Annotated in this window: 9 protein-coding genes; 7 read left to right on the forward strand and 2 right to left on the reverse strand. The window is 41.9% G+C overall.

Going from position 1 to position 17,145, the window contains the following annotated elements:
• Positions 1-585: 585 nt before the first annotated feature.
• From LH29_RS06605 to LH29_RS06615, 3 genes are all read left to right on the forward strand, one after another.
• A complete protein-coding gene (locus tag LH29_RS06605; RefSeq protein WP_082063443.1) occupies positions 586-3,819 on the forward strand; it encodes a SusC/RagA family TonB-linked outer membrane protein in 3,234 nt (1,077 codons plus the stop codon).
• Positions 3,820-3,849: 30 nt separating this feature from the next.
• The gene (locus LH29_RS06610) at positions 3,850-5,709 is read left to right on the forward strand and encodes a RagB/SusD family nutrient uptake outer membrane protein (protein ID WP_045026988.1); all 1,860 of its coding nucleotides are present in this window, start codon (positions 3,850-3,852) and stop codon (positions 5,707-5,709) included.
• 125 nt (positions 5,710-5,834) lie between these two features.
• Complete coding sequence (locus LH29_RS06615) at positions 5,835-6,128, forward strand: hypothetical protein (RefSeq protein WP_045026991.1); 294 nt, start codon at positions 5,835-5,837, stop codon at positions 6,126-6,128.
• Positions 6,129-6,146: 18 nt separating this feature from the next.
• Here LH29_RS06615 and LH29_RS06620 read toward each other — a convergent pair whose 3' ends face one another.
• Positions 6,147-7,625 carry a TolB family protein gene (locus tag LH29_RS06620; RefSeq protein ID WP_045028853.1) on the reverse strand — a complete coding sequence of 493 codons (1,479 nt, stop codon included), beginning with the start codon at positions 7,623-7,625 and terminating at the stop codon, positions 6,147-6,149.
• Positions 7,626-7,650: 25 nt separating this feature from the next.
• A complete protein-coding gene (locus LH29_RS06625; protein WP_045026994.1) occupies positions 7,651-9,369 on the reverse strand; it encodes a DUF6057 family protein in 1,719 nt (572 codons plus the stop codon).
• A 362-nt stretch (positions 9,370-9,731) separates the two neighbouring features.
• Between LH29_RS06625 and LH29_RS06630 the strand changes: the two genes are divergently transcribed.
• The 4 genes from LH29_RS06630 to xyl3A all read left to right on the forward strand — a co-directional run bounded on the left by LH29_RS06630 (position 9,732) and on the right by xyl3A (position 17,049).
• Positions 9,732-10,568 carry an alpha/beta hydrolase gene (locus LH29_RS06630; protein ID WP_045026996.1) on the forward strand — a complete coding sequence of 279 codons (837 nt, stop codon included), beginning with the start codon at positions 9,732-9,734 and terminating at the stop codon, positions 10,566-10,568.
• Between the two features lie 60 nt (positions 10,569-10,628).
• Entirely contained in the window at positions 10,629-12,389 is a 1,761-nt protein-coding gene (locus LH29_RS06635; RefSeq protein ID WP_045026999.1) for a glycoside hydrolase family 43 protein, read from the forward strand.
• A 111-nt stretch (positions 12,390-12,500) separates the two neighbouring features.
• Positions 12,501-14,426 carry a glycoside hydrolase family 97 protein gene (locus tag LH29_RS06640; protein ID WP_045027003.1) on the forward strand — a complete coding sequence of 642 codons (1,926 nt, stop codon included), beginning with the start codon at positions 12,501-12,503 and terminating at the stop codon, positions 14,424-14,426.
• A 13-nt stretch (positions 14,427-14,439) separates the two neighbouring features.
• Positions 14,440-17,049, forward strand: a complete 2,610-nt coding sequence (xyl3A, locus tag LH29_RS06645) for a xylan 1,4-beta-xylosidase (RefSeq protein WP_045027004.1) — start codon at positions 14,440-14,442, stop codon at positions 17,047-17,049.
• Positions 17,050-17,145: the final 96 nt, after the last annotated feature.

Below are 17,145 nucleotides of genomic sequence, written 5' to 3' on the forward strand. Positions count from 1 at the left end.
AATTTATCTAAACTTGAAACTAAATTATCTAAAATTATAAGTCATCTATATATTGATAGTGTAGTTTTGACAATTACTAACAAACGATATTATCAAACTTGAAAGAATGGACTGTAAAAAACTATTATCATTAACCGTCTTTTATAAGAACACAAATTTCGCTTGTGCTTTCCGATTATGGAATATTGTCGGACAAGTGATGCATTTACACCGATTTAATTCGTTCATATTATCGTTCACCTGATGTGCTCTGTTTGGGGGTGTTAATGCAAACACCATTTAACCATTGTGCAAATTATTTGTGTTTAGTGAAGCAGGACGAAAGATCGGAGTTGAACTTTTTCGCATAGAAATTATTGCTGCTATTTTTCTGAAAATTTCGTTAAACACCAAAGTTTTAAAAAAAGGATTTAGTTGAACGCACGGTGGAATATTGGTGATGCATAGGATCCTATCATCAGAAAACTCAGAATGAACGAAAATATAACTAAGAGGTTGGCGCTTTTTAAAAGGGCTATTTCCCCCGATAAATAAACGCTTTCAACTTAGACTTAATTCCAATTTATTAATCAAAACTATTTATTTATGAAAAAAGGCAAATTATTTCAGGTTGCACTAATGATGCTGCCTATGATGCTCTTAACACTCTGGGGTTTTGGACAAAACATCAATTTGCAGGGTACTGTAGTTGATGATGCCGGAAGTCCGATTCCGGGTGTTTCAGTTTCTGTACAAGAGACTACTATCGGTACAGTAACCGACTTTGATGGCAAGTTTAGTCTGGATGCTCCTCAGGGATCAAAAGTTCTTGTGTTTAGCTTCGTTGGTATGGAAGTTCAGGAAGTTGAAATTGGTTCGCAAACCACTTTTAACATTACAATGAAACCCGATGTGGTTGGGATCGATGAAGTTGTGGTTGTTGGTTACGGTACAATTAAAAAGAGTGACATCTCAGGTTCCGTGGCTTCCGTAAGTACTGAGGAAATGATGCGAAAAGCACCAGTAAACGTTGCACAAGGTTTACAGGGAGCTGCTGCCGGGGTAATGGTTACCTCACAAGATGGTGCTCCTGATGCGAATGCTGCAGTACGTATCCGCGGGGTTGCTACGATTAACGGTTCTGCTTCTCCTTTGTACGTGGTTGACGGTGTGCAGGTTGGTACTAACGCAAACTTTCTTAACCCGGCCGACATTGAAAGTATTGAAGTATTAAAAGATGCTTCAGCAACTGCTATTTATGGTGCACGTGGTGCGAACGGTGTAATCATGATTACCACAAAACATGGAACTAAAGGTTCGGCCAGAGTTGAATTCTCAGCCAACTTTGGGGCACAAACCTTGCCTTACAGCCTTGATGTGCAAGATGCTGATAGCTACGCAAAATCAATTCGTACGGCCCGTGCTTCTGATGGGGGAGTACCGGTATTATCTATCTGGGATGCACAATATGATGGTAGAAGAAAAACCATCAACTGGCAAGACGAAATGACACGTATGGCTCTCAGACAGCAATACAATCTTTCGGCCTCAGGTGGTACTGAAAAAACTCAGGCAAACTTCTCATTAGGTTACCTGGATAACGAAGGTCTTGTTATAAACAGTTACTACGAGCGTATAACTTCGCGTGCCAATGTTAAAGTAAACGTTGCTGACTTTATTGAAGTGGGTGGTGATGTAAATTTTGTTCACACCGAATCGATGGGTAGTAATGCGGCGCTTGGAAACAATACCAACCTATCAAGTTTACGCGATATGGCATTTATTACACCAACTATGGACTATATTAGTGACGATGGTGAATACATTAGCCCTAACGTAGTTAATCCTGACGGAACCTATGGTGTATTTTATCAAACTTCTGTTGCCAACGAAATTGGTAAAGGTTATGATAACCCATATGCCCGCCAAATGGAATTGGACAATCCTTCAAAATCAAACCGGGTATTCGCAAGTGCTTATATTAATCTTGATCTTTACAAAGGTTTGTCTTTCAGGTCAATTGCTTCGTACAATTTCACTTCGCGCGATGGTTACAGCTGGACTCCGTTAAGGTATCGTTACAACAATGGAGAATCAATTGAGCTTTACGGTGTGGATATGACTGAACAATTTTCAATGAATGCTTCTCAAGGTAATGATTTGGCTCTTGAAAGTTACTTTACATACAATTATAAAACCGACCTTCACAACCTTACATTAATGGCTGGTAATTCAGTTAGTAAGAGTTATGGCCAGTGGCTGAATGTTTCGGCGAGAGATTTCCCTGCATCTAATATCCGCGATATTGGTTTAACCAATGACCTGGATTCAAAAACAGCAGGTGGTGCTTTCAATTTGCAAACCCGTTACATCTCTTATTATGGAAGGGCGATGTATAGCCTTAAGGATCGTTATATCTTAACAGCAACTATGCGTCGCGACGGTTCTTCAAACTTTGGTGCAGGTAACCGTTGGGGATCTTTCCCATCAGCCGCATTGGCGTGGCGTATTTCTGAAGAAAGCTTTATGGATGTCGCGCCGGTAATCAGCAACCTTAAGTTGCGTTTAGGATGGGGACGTACAGGTAATGCAGGTGGCGCTACCGATTTGTCAGTAGAGCAATTAAGTTCAGCAAATAATCTGTATCACTTTTACGGCATCTCATCAAGCAGCCAGAGTAGCTCTGCTGCAAATGGTTTTGCTCAGCAAAGTGTAATCGATACCAACCTGAAATGGGAAACCAACGAACAGATAAACATTGGTCTTGATTTAGGCCTGTACGATAACAAGTTGAATATTACAGCCGACTATTTCGAACGTACCGCAAAAGATCTGTTAATTTACCAAACTATGCGTCCTTCTACAGGTTTTACAACAGTGTACACTAACTTTGGTGAAATTCAGAATAAAGGTTTCGAATTCAGTATTAATTACAATACAAACATTGGAAGAGACTGGCAAGTTGGAGCAACTTTAACCGGTTCGTCTCTTAAAAACAAAGTAATTGAATCTGGTTCAGATATATTCAATACCAATTCAGGTACAACCAACGACGGAAGTAACGTAGGTGCTGTTGGTGGCGGTCTTAGCTGGGACAACCACTCAATTTGCCGCGAAGGTTATGCTGTCGGTTCTTTCTACGGATACAGAGTTGCCGGTATTTTCTCTGATCAATCAGAAATCGACCAGTTAAATGCTGCGGCAGTTGCTGCTGGCTACGATTACTACCAGGAAGCTCAAACTCAGCCTGGCGATTTCAAATATGTAGATATTAACAACGATGGCCAGATCAGTGAAGAGGATATGGACGTTCTGGGTAACGGTTTCCCAAAACTGAACTACGGTTTAATGCTTGACGCTACTTATAAAAACTGGGACTTCTCAGTATACATGTATGGCGTATTAGGTCAGGATATTCTTTCTTACTCGGCAATGAAACTGTCTACTATGACACCATCTGACGACTGTGTATCGAATATTTTAACTGATGTTGTAGCTGATGCATGGTCGCCAACCAATACCGACGGAGCATATCCACGTTTATCGATTACCGACCTTAATGCCAATACCCGTACTTCTGACGCATGGATTAAGAAAGGTGACTTCCTGAAGATTAATAATATCCAGGTTGGCTATACTTTACCAAACAATATTGCCAAATCGCTAAAAATGTCTGGTGCCCGCGTTTATGCTTCTGTACAAAACCTGGCTACTTTTTCATCGTACAACAAGTACGGCGATCCTGAAGTAGGACAAGGAAGTGTGCTCTATACAGGTCTTGATACCGGCCGATATCCAACACCACGTACCTATACATTTGGTGTGAACATTAAATTTTAATTGTTCCATAATAAACAAAAGATTAACATTATGAAAAACATATTAAGAATATTATTTATAGCCGCTTTTGTTGGGACTGTTTTATTCGGAACAACTTCTTGCGACAATGAAGAGTTTTTGACAGTTGACCACTATACGATCCTTGCGTCTGATCAAATGTTTAAGAGCGAAGAAGACGCAGCAAAAGGTTTGGTGGGATGTTACGACATGTTCTTCCCTGGAACCAACGCAGACGACTGGAACTACAAACCTCAGTTATTTGTTGGTTGCCACCCTACACTGGAAACCCAGGCTACCGGATGGGATAAACAATATGGTAACCAGCAGTGGACTGCTGATGATCCAAGTTTAAATGCAGGTTGGATGTATGCCTACCGTGCCATTGGACGTTGTAACGTATTTTTGGCAGGTTTGGAAGCATCAGAAGAGGCTGCAAGCTGGTCAACAGCCGCATCTATGGCTGGCCAGGCGAAAGCAATCCGTGCCTATTTTTATATGTGGCTGGCGCAAACCTGGGGAAGAGTACCAATGCTGGCAGCTGGTGAAACTTTCTCAAATACGCCTGACAAGGCTGCTGCCGAAACTGATGACGAAATGTGGGATTTCATTATCCAGGATTTGAAAGATGCTTCTTTATCACTTGAGTGGGCTCCACAAAATAACGAGTACGGCCGTTGTACAAAAGGTATGGCACTTTCATACTTAGGTGAAGCGTACTTGTGGAAAGCTTACAAAGCCCGTGTAAATGGTGAAGGCGATGCCAAGAGCAACGAAAATATCCAACTGGCTGCTGCTGCTTTAAAAGAAGTTATTGATGACGGACCTTACGAATTGGCACCATCCTACTCAACTTTATGGGACGTAGGTCTTGCTTGGCCAAAAGAAGCTGTTTGGCAGGTTGTTATGGATATGGGTGCAGGAAACTATTCAAATTGGGACTCTAACGCGCACAACTTTGTGAACTTTTTCGCCGGTTCTACCAATGGTGGTGGAGGCTGGGGCTCACAGTACCTCTCGTGGGAATTGTATTTCGCTTTTGAAAAAGGAGACAAACGTCGCGATGCATCACTGGCTACTAATCCTGTTCCGGAACTTCCTGAAGATCAGCGTTCAGAATATTGTTATGGTTACAACCCATTTTTACAGCAAACAATTGGAAGTACACCTGATAAAAACAGTTTTAAAATGAATAACGGTGGCGACTATGCCCCAGGTATATGGACGATTAAACTTTGGAGAAATCAGCGCTGTCAGTGGTCATCACCTCACTCACCGGTTCATTTCTATTACAAACGTTATTCAGGCGTATTGCTCGACTATGCAGAATGTCTGTTCCGCTTAAATGGTGGAGATGATGCAACTGCCTGGGATCTTGTTAATCAAGTTCGCGATCGTGCGTTTGGAAACCTGGAAGTAGGTAAAGCGGAGGCATTAACTAGTACGTTCTTACCTTATTTCCAATCACTGGAGAATATCAATGGTTCTTATTCTGACTATGTGGCTCCAACAGAATACCCTATTCCATTTAGTACTGAAACTGTTGAAGTGCCTGATGCCAAAACTTATTACACTACAGATGCCGCCGGTAACGAATACCACCAAGCCTTCTCTGGTCTTGAAGTTTGGGAAGTTGCCCTTGGACAGGAGCGCCGTAAAGAGTTTAATTCAGAATGGAACCTGAAGTACGACCTGCAACGGTCTGACTTCCTGATCCCTCATATTGAATCCAATTATCCAAAAGGTGTTGGTGTTCCTAATACCGACTTAAATGCATTGACTAACTGGCATACTTATCGCGAATGGGATTTCAACCAACAGAAACTTGTTATGCCTATTCCAACAAATGAATTGCTTAGAAATCAGCTGATAACCCAAAATGAAGGTTATTAGAGTTTAGAATTCATAAAAATAAATTTGATTGTTTTGAAAGGGGATTTCCGAAAGGTTTTCCCCTTTTTTCTGTGGTATTAAAGCCTTTCATCCATTATTACCTCCCTAAAACTTTTTTCGCAACCATGAATAACACCATCGTTTTAGCTAAATATTACATAAACCCGTTCCATTTGGGTGTCATGCCTTTGGGATTTAAAAATTGCCTGAATTGTTTGCAAAAAGGTATGCTATCGAAGTTGAAAGGGGGCATTTGGGCAAAAAAATGCCACCTATCGCAGGCTGCAACCATTATTTTAGCCCAAAAGTGGCACCTGCCGCATATGAAAGGCAATGTTTATTGGCGAAAGTGCTACCTGTTGCATGCGAAAGGCAGTGTTTTTTCAAGAAAATGGTCACTACGAAATGTTCAAAGATGAAAGCCCTGAAAGAACTCGTTAATTTTTGAATAGCACATCAATACCTTTTTCATTTCGGGCTGTTTCTGACACCTGGTAAGGAGTAACGTTTACCTTTCCTTTTACAAACTCCGGAATATTATACGATTTGAGGAGTTGCGTATAATAATCCACATCGTCTTGTGGCAAAACAAAAGGTTTCGAAGCCACTCCGTTTTTATCGATGTGGGCAATAAACGGGCGGGAGTAAAGCCCATCCAAACGGCGACTGCTAAACACTACCCAGCGGCTGTTGCTGCTCCACGAATGGTAACTTTCGGTTTCGTTACTGTTCAAAATATCCAGGGCAGTTACCTTTTTATCAGCCAAACTCAGCAGATACAAATCAGCTTCGCGATGCCAGATGGAGAAATTACCATAATTAAACAGTGTAAACATCAGGAAATTACCATCGGGAGAAACGCGGGGAAAGGAAATACTTTTACCCATTGAGCTGGCGTTAACGAGTGTATCCACTTCTTCACCAAACCGGCGGGAGGCAGGGTCAAATGTAATGCTGCAAAGGTTGTATCTGACCTTCTCATATTCATCGGGAATTGTTACGCTATCGGCCGAACAAAAATACAGCGTTTGCCCATCCGGTGAGAAAGTGGGGAAGGTTTCAAATGCTGATTTGGAAAACAGTTCAGGAGTACTAAAAATCTCGTGTTTTTCTACGTCGTAAATCACTACATCCGATTTGTAATCGAATACTTCAATACGGTTACGGTCGGAGGTATGAAACATCTGTTTGGTACTGTTTACCGAAAAGGCTACAAAGTTGCCCGATGGATGCCACGATGGATAAACAAGCGGAGACATGGTTTCGGGTGTTTTGGTATTAAGTTTCTCAATTTTGTTGCCACGCATAACTAAAGTTCCGCCAAAATCCTTTCGTATATGAAATAACATGGTGTCGGGCGATTGCATACAAAATGAGTGGCAGTTTACACAATTATAATCCATGGTTTTATTGGTTGCAATTTCCGTTTGTTTAAACGTTTCAACACAACGCTGGTAAATTCCCATTTCGTTCCATGTTTCATAACCCGGCTCTATCAGCCGATAGGCAATATACGGGTCAACACGATCGGGCGAAACAAAGAATTGAAAAGGTTTATACGCCACCCATTTCTCGTCTGTTTTTGTCACTATCTTCACATCAATAGCGCCTTCCTGTGCGCTTTCAATGAGTTTTTTCCATGCCGATTCGCCAATTGCAAACTGTTTTCCGTATTCTTTAACTTTTATCTGCTCTGTGCCTGTTTCAAAAATGGCATAAGCATCGCTATAATCGCACGATTCAGCTAATTTAAAGTGCAATGGAGCAATATTCTCAGGAACGGTAACGCCTGTATAGTCGGGAAAAATCTGAGGTATTTTGTTGAGGTTCTCATCTATATTTATATTTCCGGTGCAAGCCCAGAAAAAACCAAGGCCAATACAAAACAGTAAATGGGGTAAACGACTTTTCTGCATTTTCACTATCATTTTAATTTTCCAATTACTTCAATAAAAAGTTCAGGTACACATTCTGGCTATTTCTTTTGTTTTTATAGGCTTCAAAACCCTGAATCACCTGATCCGAGATCGCATAATATTTTAACGCTGTTGTATCGTTGGCGGCAAAAAGCATTACTCCTTCCTGAAATCCTTTGGGCAACGCGGGTAGTGCCGGAGTGTTGTAATACTTTTCAACCATCGTTTTAAACCCCTCAATGTCGCGTAACAACAGATAAATGGCACCCAAATATTGAATGGAGGCCTGATGTGTTGGATTGTGGTCAATAATATGTTTTAAATCCGAATCAAAACCATTTTTTCCCGACAAAACATTTTCAGGGAATATACACTTCCGTTTGGAGCCTAAAAACGGATCGCTTTCCACTGCCTCGTCGTTCTCAAGAAATTGCTTTTGAGCTTGCGCCCAGTCGGCATAGTATTTTGTTTTTTCAAGAATAGCAATATATTTTTTGGCTACCGGATAGGCGCCATAGATCAGGTTCGTCTGAATCAAACGTTTTAACATCCGCGGATTGTAGTTGTTTACGCTCTCGTTCGATTCGAATGCCATCCGCTGAGCGAGGGCAATGTGGCCCATAGAAAAATACACATCGCTTAATAAAACCGAAACGTATGGTGTTTTGTCCCAGTTCAAATAAATACTCCGAAGGTCTTGTTGTTTATAATCAAACAGGTTCTCTGCCAACAGTCCTTTTTCGGCCAGCGCAACATTCCTGCAATTTTGATACAGATAATTGTTCATGTCAATTTCCCTGCATCGTTCAAGTAGTTTATCCCAATTTTCCTGGCGCATATAATAATCCAGCTCTTTAAAAATTTCATGCCGCGAGTCGATCATAAATGACGAATTAAATACGGCGAGCCATCCAAAAACAACAAATTGGATTACCAGTGCTGCAACCTGAATATTTTTTTTCACCTGTTTAATCTGTCCGAATAGCAAAGCCAACAACAAAACAGCAAGCATAAGCAGCCAGGGCTGGTAAATCACATTCCCAGCCTGAAGTTTCCAGGTAAAATAGCCATCAGGTAGTAGCAGGTATTTTAGTTCGCCTGCAACACCTAAACGTAGGCTCACTACAGCCGACAAATAAACCAAAGCAGCAGGAAGCAAGAAAAAATAGAAGCTTCGGAAATTGACGAATAGTTCGGTAAGCAATATTGCTGCAACAAACAAGGAAGCCACCGGCCCGGCCAGCCAGTAAAGTAGCAGCGAAAAACACGCAGTATAAATGATTCGTGGCACGAGCGACTGTATTTTTAAATAAAAAACAAAGGCGCATAAAAACATCAAAAATGCAATCGTTCCGCTCAGCTGGTAGTTGATGTTAAACTGTAAAAACAGTAACGAAATAACGGGTAGTAATGAAAGAACCGAGAGGTGTAAAGCAGGTGCCAGACGTTTTAAAATTATACTTGTAACTATTCCAGTTGCGGTAAACAGAATGGCTGAAATAAGAGCTCCTAAATACGGGATTATAAAGAACTGTATTAGAAAGTCGGCAATGAGCCGGGCCAGTCCTCCCGGTTGCCAAAGTACTGATTTTACAAACGGCCAGTCGTATAAAAATATATTCCATTGCTCTGTAAAATAAAAGCTGTAGCGTTCCTTTATTTGCATGTAAAGAAACAGGGTAATAAAAACCACAATCCAGCCAACAATATATATATACCTGACTTTTTCGAATCTGTTTTTCATTATTAGTCGATTACCTGATATCCTGTAAACTTAAAAGAAATTAGTTAATATATCCAACCCAATTTTGCATTCATTTGCGATCAACCGGCCAAAATTCCTCAAATTATCTAAAATTAGAAATAGAATATCCATAATCAGAGATTCATCTAACCCCCTATGCATAATTTTACCTATACCAAAACCAAGAGACCAAAAAGTCATGTATTGATATAAAAATTTACAGACAAAATGATATCCGAAAAAATATTTAAGTAAGAATAATGTGCAGTATATCAATTAGTTGTTTTGGAAAGGACAAGAAGTGGTAACTGCGCATGAACAGGTAGAATTAAAAACCTAAATAAAAAGAACTTATAAATAGTATGAAAAAACTTACATCCTTATTTCTTCCTATCCTTATTATTATTCTCAGTTTAGGAGTAACTGCGCAGGTGGGCCAGGCTCCGGCCGGATTTGACGTATTACGTAATTCCATTCCGCATGGAAAAATAGATACAGTAGTGTACACCTCTAGTACAGTAGGTGCTGAACGAACCACACTGGTTTATACACCTCCCGGCTATTCAGCTGAAAATAAATACCCGGTTCTTTATCTTTTGCACGGAATTGGTGGCGACGAATTTGAATGGTTGAACAACGGCCATCCTGAGGTTATTTTGGATAACCTGTATGCCGATGGAAAAGTGGAGCCGATGATTGTGGTTCTGCCTAACGGCCGTGCCATGAAAGATGACCGTGCCACAGGTAATATATACGCTGCCGACAAAGTTGAAGCCTTTGCCAACTTTGAAAATGATCTTTTAAAAGACCTGATTCCATTCATAGAAAATAAATACCCTGTTATTGCCGATCGCGAACACCGCGCCATTGGCGGTTTATCGATGGGAGGCGGGCAGTCGCTGAATTTTGGATTAGGCAACCTGGATGTGTTTGCCTCGGTAGGCGGATTTTCATCGGCACCTAATACCAAACAGCCTGCAGAGCTGGTTCCCAATCCGGAAAAAACCAAAGAGCAACTGAATCTGCTGTTTATTTCGTGTGGCGATAAAGACGGACTGTTCAGTTTTAGCAAGCGAACACACGATTTTATGAGCGAACACGAAATAGAGCACTATTACTATGTGATTCCTGAAGGACAACACGATTTTGCAGTTTGGAAAGACAGCTTATACAATTTTGCCCAGTTACTTTTTAAGTAGCAAAATCAGTTTGCAGAACAAAAATTAACCGAAAAAAGTAGAATAAATCTATCGATTAAAATGAAGAAAAGAATTTTTAGAACGAGTTTAACTTCTCAATTAACCGCTTTGGCCATGTTGTTTACTTTTGTTGCAAATGGTGCTCAGCCCGAAAAGAAAGTTAAAAGCACAAATACCCCAGTATTCTCCAATTTTGTATATCAGGGCGATGATGATGTGTACAAAAAATACCCGCTTGAAGAAGGCGAATTTTACAGCCCCATTTTACAAGGCTGTTATCCCGATCCGGCAATAACTCGCAAAGGCGATGATTATTACCTGGTTTGTTCATCGTTCGCCATGTTTCCGGGCGTTCCTATTTTCCATTCAAAAGACCTGGTAAACTGGACCGATTTGGGAGGAGTACTTGATAATCCCGAAACATTCGATACGCACGACTGTGGAATTAGTGCAGGGGTTTATGCTCCTGGAATTACTTACAACCCGTACAACGATACATTTTATATGATTACCACTGCTTTTACAGGTGGTTTGAATAACATTATCGTTAAAACAAAAGATCCTAAAAAAGGGTGGGGCGACCCAATAAAACTAGCTTTCGGAGGTATCGATCCATCGATTTTCTTTGATGACAACGGTAAAGCATATATCGTGCATAATGATGCGCCTGATCGTGGAAAAGAATTGTACAACGGTCACCGTGTAATCAAAATCTGGGAATACGATGTTGAAAAGGACCAGGTTATTGAAGGAACCGACAAAATTATTGTTGATGGTGGTGTTGATCTGTCCAAAAAACCAATCTGGATTGAAGCACCGCACCTGTACAAAAAAGATGGAAAATACTACCTGATGTGCGCCGAAGGTGGAACTGGCGGCTGGCACAGCGAGGTTATCTTTAAAAGCGACAGCCCAACCGGACCATTTATTCCGGCACCAAGCAACCCGATTTTAACTCAGCGACACTTTCCACGAGAAAGAGAAAATAAAGTGGATTGGGCAGGGCATGCCGATATTATTGAAGGTCCAAACGGTCAGTGGTACGGAGTGTTCTTGGCCGTTCGACCAAATGAGGAGCAACGTGTAAATACTGGTCGCGAAACCTTTATTTTGCCGGTTGACTGGTCGGGAGAATTCCCTGTTTTTGTTAACGGACTTGTTCCAATGGAACCAAAAATTGATATGCCTAAAGGTGTAGAGAATAAAACCGGTCAGGATGGCTTTTTCCCAAATGGTAACTTCACTTATGAAGAAGATTTTTCGTCGGATGATTTGGATAAACGCTGGATTGGTTTGCGCGGACCACGTGAAGCTTTCATCGAAAAAGCAAAGGGTGGCGTTCGGATAAATCCATTTGAAACGAATGTAAAAGAAGTAAAACCAACTTCAACTTTATTCTATCGTCAAATGCACAACAGCTTTTCATATGCTGCTACTGTGGATTACAAGCCTGAATCAGAGAAAGATCTGGCAGGAATTGTGGCCTTGCAAAGCGAAAATGCAAACTATGTGTTTGGTGTTACCAAAAAAGGCGATGATTATGTATTGGTTTTGCAACGCAATTTTAAGAGACGTTTCCGTGGCGAAATGGACTCAAAAGTAATTGCAAGCAAAAAAATCGACCTCAGCAAGCCGGTACGTTTACAGGTTTCGGCAAAAGGTGATAAGTATGAGTTTTCGTATGCTGTTGAGGGTGCCGATTTAGTACGCCTGGGAGAAACTGTTTCAGGCGATATTCTTTCTACAGATGTAGCAGGTGGCTTTACAGGTTGTTTACTCGGACTGTATGCAACTTCAGCCAACGATGCAATTCCTGAATAGGACCATAAATTTGAATTACTATATATTTCCGGTGTTGGGCCAAAGTTATTCTTTGGCTCATCGCCGGAATAGGTTTTTTTAGAAAGGCAGACTAATACTTAACTAAACAAGATGCGGACCAATAAAATTTTATTAACCGGGCTATTCCTGTTGTTTGCTGTGGCGGCTTTTGCTCAACAAATGAGTGTTGTGTCGCCCAATCAGAAACTAAAAGTTGAGCTTTCACAGTCAGAAAATAGCGAGTTTTCATCGTGGTTTTTAAAAGTTGATTACCGGTCTGATGAAGATTTTACTCCTGTAATCCCAAAAATCGATTTGGGTTTACTACGCAACGATCAGGATTTTTCAAAGGCCTTGAGCCTTACAAAGGTTGAACCAATCCAATTGATCAAAGAAGAATATACCGCCATACACGGAAAACGTTTGCAACGAAAAAATACCGCCAACGAAATTACCTTCTGTTTTGAAAATGAAAACAAATCGAAACTGAATTTAATTGTTCGGGCCTGGAACGATGGAGTTACTTTTCGTTACGAGTTTCCTGAAAAAGAAGGTGATTTTGTGATTCAGGACGAGTTAACCGCCTATACCATTCCCAATAAAACAAACCGCTGGCTGGAAGAATTCGATCTCTCAAATGAACGGCTTTACGCCAACAGCGACAGTGCTTCCGTTCAGAAAAACTGGTCGTATCCGGCACTTTTCGAAATGCCGGCAACAGATTGCTGGTACCTGATTCATGAAGCAGGTTTAGATAGAAACTACTGTGCAACAAAACTGAGCAACTACAGTGTTGCCGATCAATATAAAGTTACGCTTCCGCATCCCGGAGAAGGCGAGGGCGAAGCGTTGCCGCAGATTACACTGCCCTGGAGATCGCCCTGGCGCGTTATTGTGGTGGGCAGTTTGGCCGATGTTGTGGAATCAACTTTGGTCGATGATGCTTCAACACCATCAGTTCTTGAAAATACCGAATGGGTAGTACCCGGTGTGGCATCGTGGAATTACTGGTCGCATAACCACGGAACAAAAGATTTTAAAACTGTTTGCGAATTTGCAGATTTGGCTGCCGAAATGAACTGGCCGTACACTTTACTCGATTGGGAATGGGACCAAATGGAAAACGGCGGTAACCTGGAAGATGCAATCGATTATATCCATTCATTGGGCCTTAAGCCACTGATGTGGTACAATTCGAGCATGTTTAAGTGGATTACTTCAACTCCTGTCGACCGGATGAAAACGCATGAAAACCGCGTGGAAGAATTTACCAAACTGAATAACCTGGGCGTTTACGGGGTGAAAATTGATTTCTTTTTAAGCGAGAAACAATACATGATCGACTACTACCTCGATATTTTAGAGGATGCTGCGCAGTTTAATATCATGGTTTATTTTCATGGTTGTTTGGTGCCGCGTGGTTGGCAGCGTACTTACCCGCACCTGATGACTTACGAGGGAGTTCGTGGTGCCGAATGGTACAACAACGGCCCGGAACTTACTGCTGCGGCACCTGAACACAATAATGTATTACCGTACACAAGAAATGTTGTCGGGTCGATGGATTATACACCTGTAACATTTACCAACTCACAATATCCGCATATTACATCTTATGCACATGAGCTGGCACTAAGTGTTGTCTTCGAATCGGGCATCCAGCATTTTGCCGATCGCCCCGAAGGGTTTCGGAATTTGCCCGATGCGGCACGTACATTTTTAAAAGAAGTTCCGGTGGTGTGGGACGAAACAAAATTGCTGGATGGTTATCCCGGCAGGTTTACCGTAATCGCACGCAAAAAAGCCGGTAACTGGTACGTTGGCGGCATTAATTCAGAAGGAAGAAGAGAAAGACAGCAATCACTTGATTTTGGCTTTCTGCCCGACGGGAAAAAATACCGATTAACATTAATTGCGGATGGAGAGCATGATACCGTTTTTTCTACGCAATACATGGTGGTTGATAACAGTAGTTCGATACATGTGAAAATGCTTCGCAGAGGAGGATTTGCTGCTGTACTTAAACCGCTAGAATAACAAACGAAAGAAGATGATAAGACATTTCCTAAATAGAACGATCGTGGTTGGTGCCATTTTGTTGGGAGCCTTCTCGGCATGGGCACAACAATACCCGTATCAAAATCCCGAATTAAGTTCGGAAGAACGTGCAAAAGATTTGGTTTCGCGATTAACGCTCGAAGAAAAAGCAATATTGATGTGCGACCAGTCGGATGCCATTCCGAGACTCGGGATCAAAAAATTTAACTGGTGGAGCGAAGCTTTGCATGGCTATGCCAACAACGATAATGTAACCGTTTTTCCGGAACCCATTGGAATGGCGGCTTCGTTTAACGACGAATTGCTGCTTGAAATTTATGATGCGGTTTCGGATGAAGGACGGGCCAAATACAACGAATGGATCAATGCCGGAAACGAAAACAAACGTTTTCTGAGCCTTTCGGTGTGGACACCAAACGTAAACATTTTTCGCGATCCGCGCTGGGGGCGTGGTCAGGAAACTTATGGCGAAGATCCATACCTGACTTCCAGAATGGGCGTTTCAGTAGTAAAAGGTTTGCAGGGGCCGTCCGATGCCAAATACCGCAAACTACTGGCTTGTGCAAAACACTTTGCCGTGCACTCAGGGCCGGAATGGAGCCGTCACGAGCTCAACCTGAACGACATTAGTCCGCGCGAATTGTACGAAACATATTTACCCGCATTTAAAGCTTTGGTGCAGGATGCCGATGTGCGCCAGGTAATGTGTGCTTATCAGCGCCTCGACGATGAACCTTGTTGCGGAAACACCCGCCTTTTGCAGCGCATATTGCGCGACGAGTGGGGCTATCAGTACATGGTGGTTTCAGATTGTGGTGCGGTTACCGATTTTTTTACAACCCACAATGTTTCGTCCGATGCGGTGCATGCAGCCTCGAAAGCGGTTTTGGCCGGTACCGATGTGGAATGTGTTTGGGAAAATTATCCGTTTATGAATCTTCCTGAGGCCGTTGATCGCGACCTGATAAAAGAAGAAATTATTGATAAAAGCGTGGTGCGTTTGTTAACCGGGCGTTTTGATCTGGGCGATTTCGACGACGATGCCATTGTTCCCTACGCTCAAATTCCTCCATCAGTTTTAAACAACGAAAAACATCGCCAACTGGCACTCGACATGGCCCGGCAAACCCTGACTCTTCTTCAGAATAAAAATGAGGTGTTGCCTTTATCAAAGAAGACAAAAAAGATTGCTGTGATTGGCCCCAATGCCAACGACGAACCTATGTTGTGGGGAAATTACAACGGAACACCGGTTCGGACCATTTCTATTCTGGAAGGCATAAAAACCAAACTTCCGGAGCAAAAAATACTATACGATAAAGCTTGTGATTTGGTAGAAGATAAAGTAACCGAAAGTTATTTTAACCAGTGCAGTTTTGAAGGGAAACCGGGAATTAAAGCAAGGTATTGGAACAATCCCGACCGTGAAGGCGAGGTTGTAACAACTGACCAAATTGTAAATCCGATTAAAAAGACCACAGCCGGACAGCACGAATTTGCTTCGGGAGTTAAACTGGAAGGTTTTTCTGCCATCTACGAAACAGAATTTACCGCCAAATCAAGCGAAGAAATTGTTTTTAAAGGCGGTGCTACCGGACATTACGAATTGTTGGTAAACGGCGAAACAATTATTCAATACGATAATTGGAGAACACTCCCTTCGCGAATTCCATATCAGTTGGAGGCCGGTAAAAAATACAAAATCGAAATTCGCTATGCGCAGTTGAATAACTGGCAGGCAAATATTGAATTTAACTTAGGAAAAGAAGTGGATGTGGATTATACCGAACTCATAAAAAAACTAAAGGATGTTGAAACCGTGGTATTTGTTGGTGGTCTTTCCGGAAACCTGGAAGGGGAGGAAATGCCGGTTTCGTACCCCGGTTTTAAAGGAGGCGACCGTACCAATATCGATTTACCCGCTGTTCAGCGAAACTGTTTGAAAGCTTTAAAAGACGCAGGCAAAAAAGTAGTTTTTGTAAACTGTTCGGGCTCTGCAATCGCTTTAACGCCGGAAACTGAAACCTGCGATGCCATTTTACAGGCCTGGTATGCCGGCGAATCGGGTGGGCAGGCCATCGCCGATGTGCTTTTTGGCGACTACAATCCTTCAGGAAAACTACCGGTTACTTTTTATAAAAGTTCCGATCAACTGAACGATTTTGAGGACTATTCGATGAAGGGGCGCACTTACCGCTACATGGAAGATGCCTTGTTTCCTTTTGGTCATGGCCTGAGTTATACCAATTTCGAAATTGGTGAAGCCACACTTAGCAAATCAACTTTTAATAAAAATGAAGCGATACAGCTAACTGTCCCGGTTGCAAATACAGGTTCGTACGACGGAACCGAAATCGTTCAGGTGTATGTGCGTAAAGTCGATGATATTGAAGGACCTCTGAAAACCTTGAAAGGCTTTAAACGCCTTGAAGTGGCAAAAGGAAAATCGAAGGATGCAGTGATTGATTTACCACCGTCGTCTTTCGAATTTTACGATTGGGCACAACGCAAAATGACTGTGACTCCGGGGCAGTATGAAGTACTGTACGGAAATAGTTCAGATGCAAACGATTTAAAGAAACAGACAGTCACTATTCAGTAATCCTGTTTACGCATTTTGCTTCATCAAAAATGATGTGGCAGTGGATAGAGGTGGAGTATACCCGAAGTTGGGGATTTCCATTAACAATAGACGATA

The sequence above is a fragment of the Draconibacterium sediminis genome, assembly GCF_000949475.1.
Lineage (GTDB): Bacteria > Bacteroidota > Bacteroidia > Bacteroidales > Prolixibacteraceae > Draconibacterium > Draconibacterium sediminis.

Coding starts and splice junctions, on each gene's coding strand:
- LH29_RS06610 (WP_045026988.1), top strand. CDS start 3,850: ATGAAAAACATATTAAGAATATTATTTATAGCCGCTTTTGTTGGGACT.
- LH29_RS06620 (WP_045028853.1), bottom strand. CDS start 7,625: ATGCAGAAAAGTCGTTTACCCCATTTACTGTTTTGTATTGGCCTTGGT.
- LH29_RS06605 (WP_082063443.1), top strand. CDS start 586: ATGAAAAAAGGCAAATTATTTCAGGTTGCACTAATGATGCTGCCTATG.
- LH29_RS06630 (WP_045026996.1), top strand. CDS start 9,732: ATGAAAAAACTTACATCCTTATTTCTTCCTATCCTTATTATTATTCTC.
- LH29_RS06625 (WP_045026994.1), bottom strand. CDS start 9,369: ATGAAAAACAGATTCGAAAAAGTCAGGTATATATATATTGTTGGCTGG.
- LH29_RS06640 (WP_045027003.1), top strand. CDS start 12,501: ATGCGGACCAATAAAATTTTATTAACCGGGCTATTCCTGTTGTTTGCT.
- LH29_RS06615 (WP_045026991.1), top strand. CDS start 5,835: ATGAATAACACCATCGTTTTAGCTAAATATTACATAAACCCGTTCCAT.
- xyl3A (WP_045027004.1), top strand. CDS start 14,440: ATGATAAGACATTTCCTAAATAGAACGATCGTGGTTGGTGCCATTTTG.
- LH29_RS06635 (WP_045026999.1), top strand. CDS start 10,629: ATGAAGAAAAGAATTTTTAGAACGAGTTTAACTTCTCAATTAACCGCT.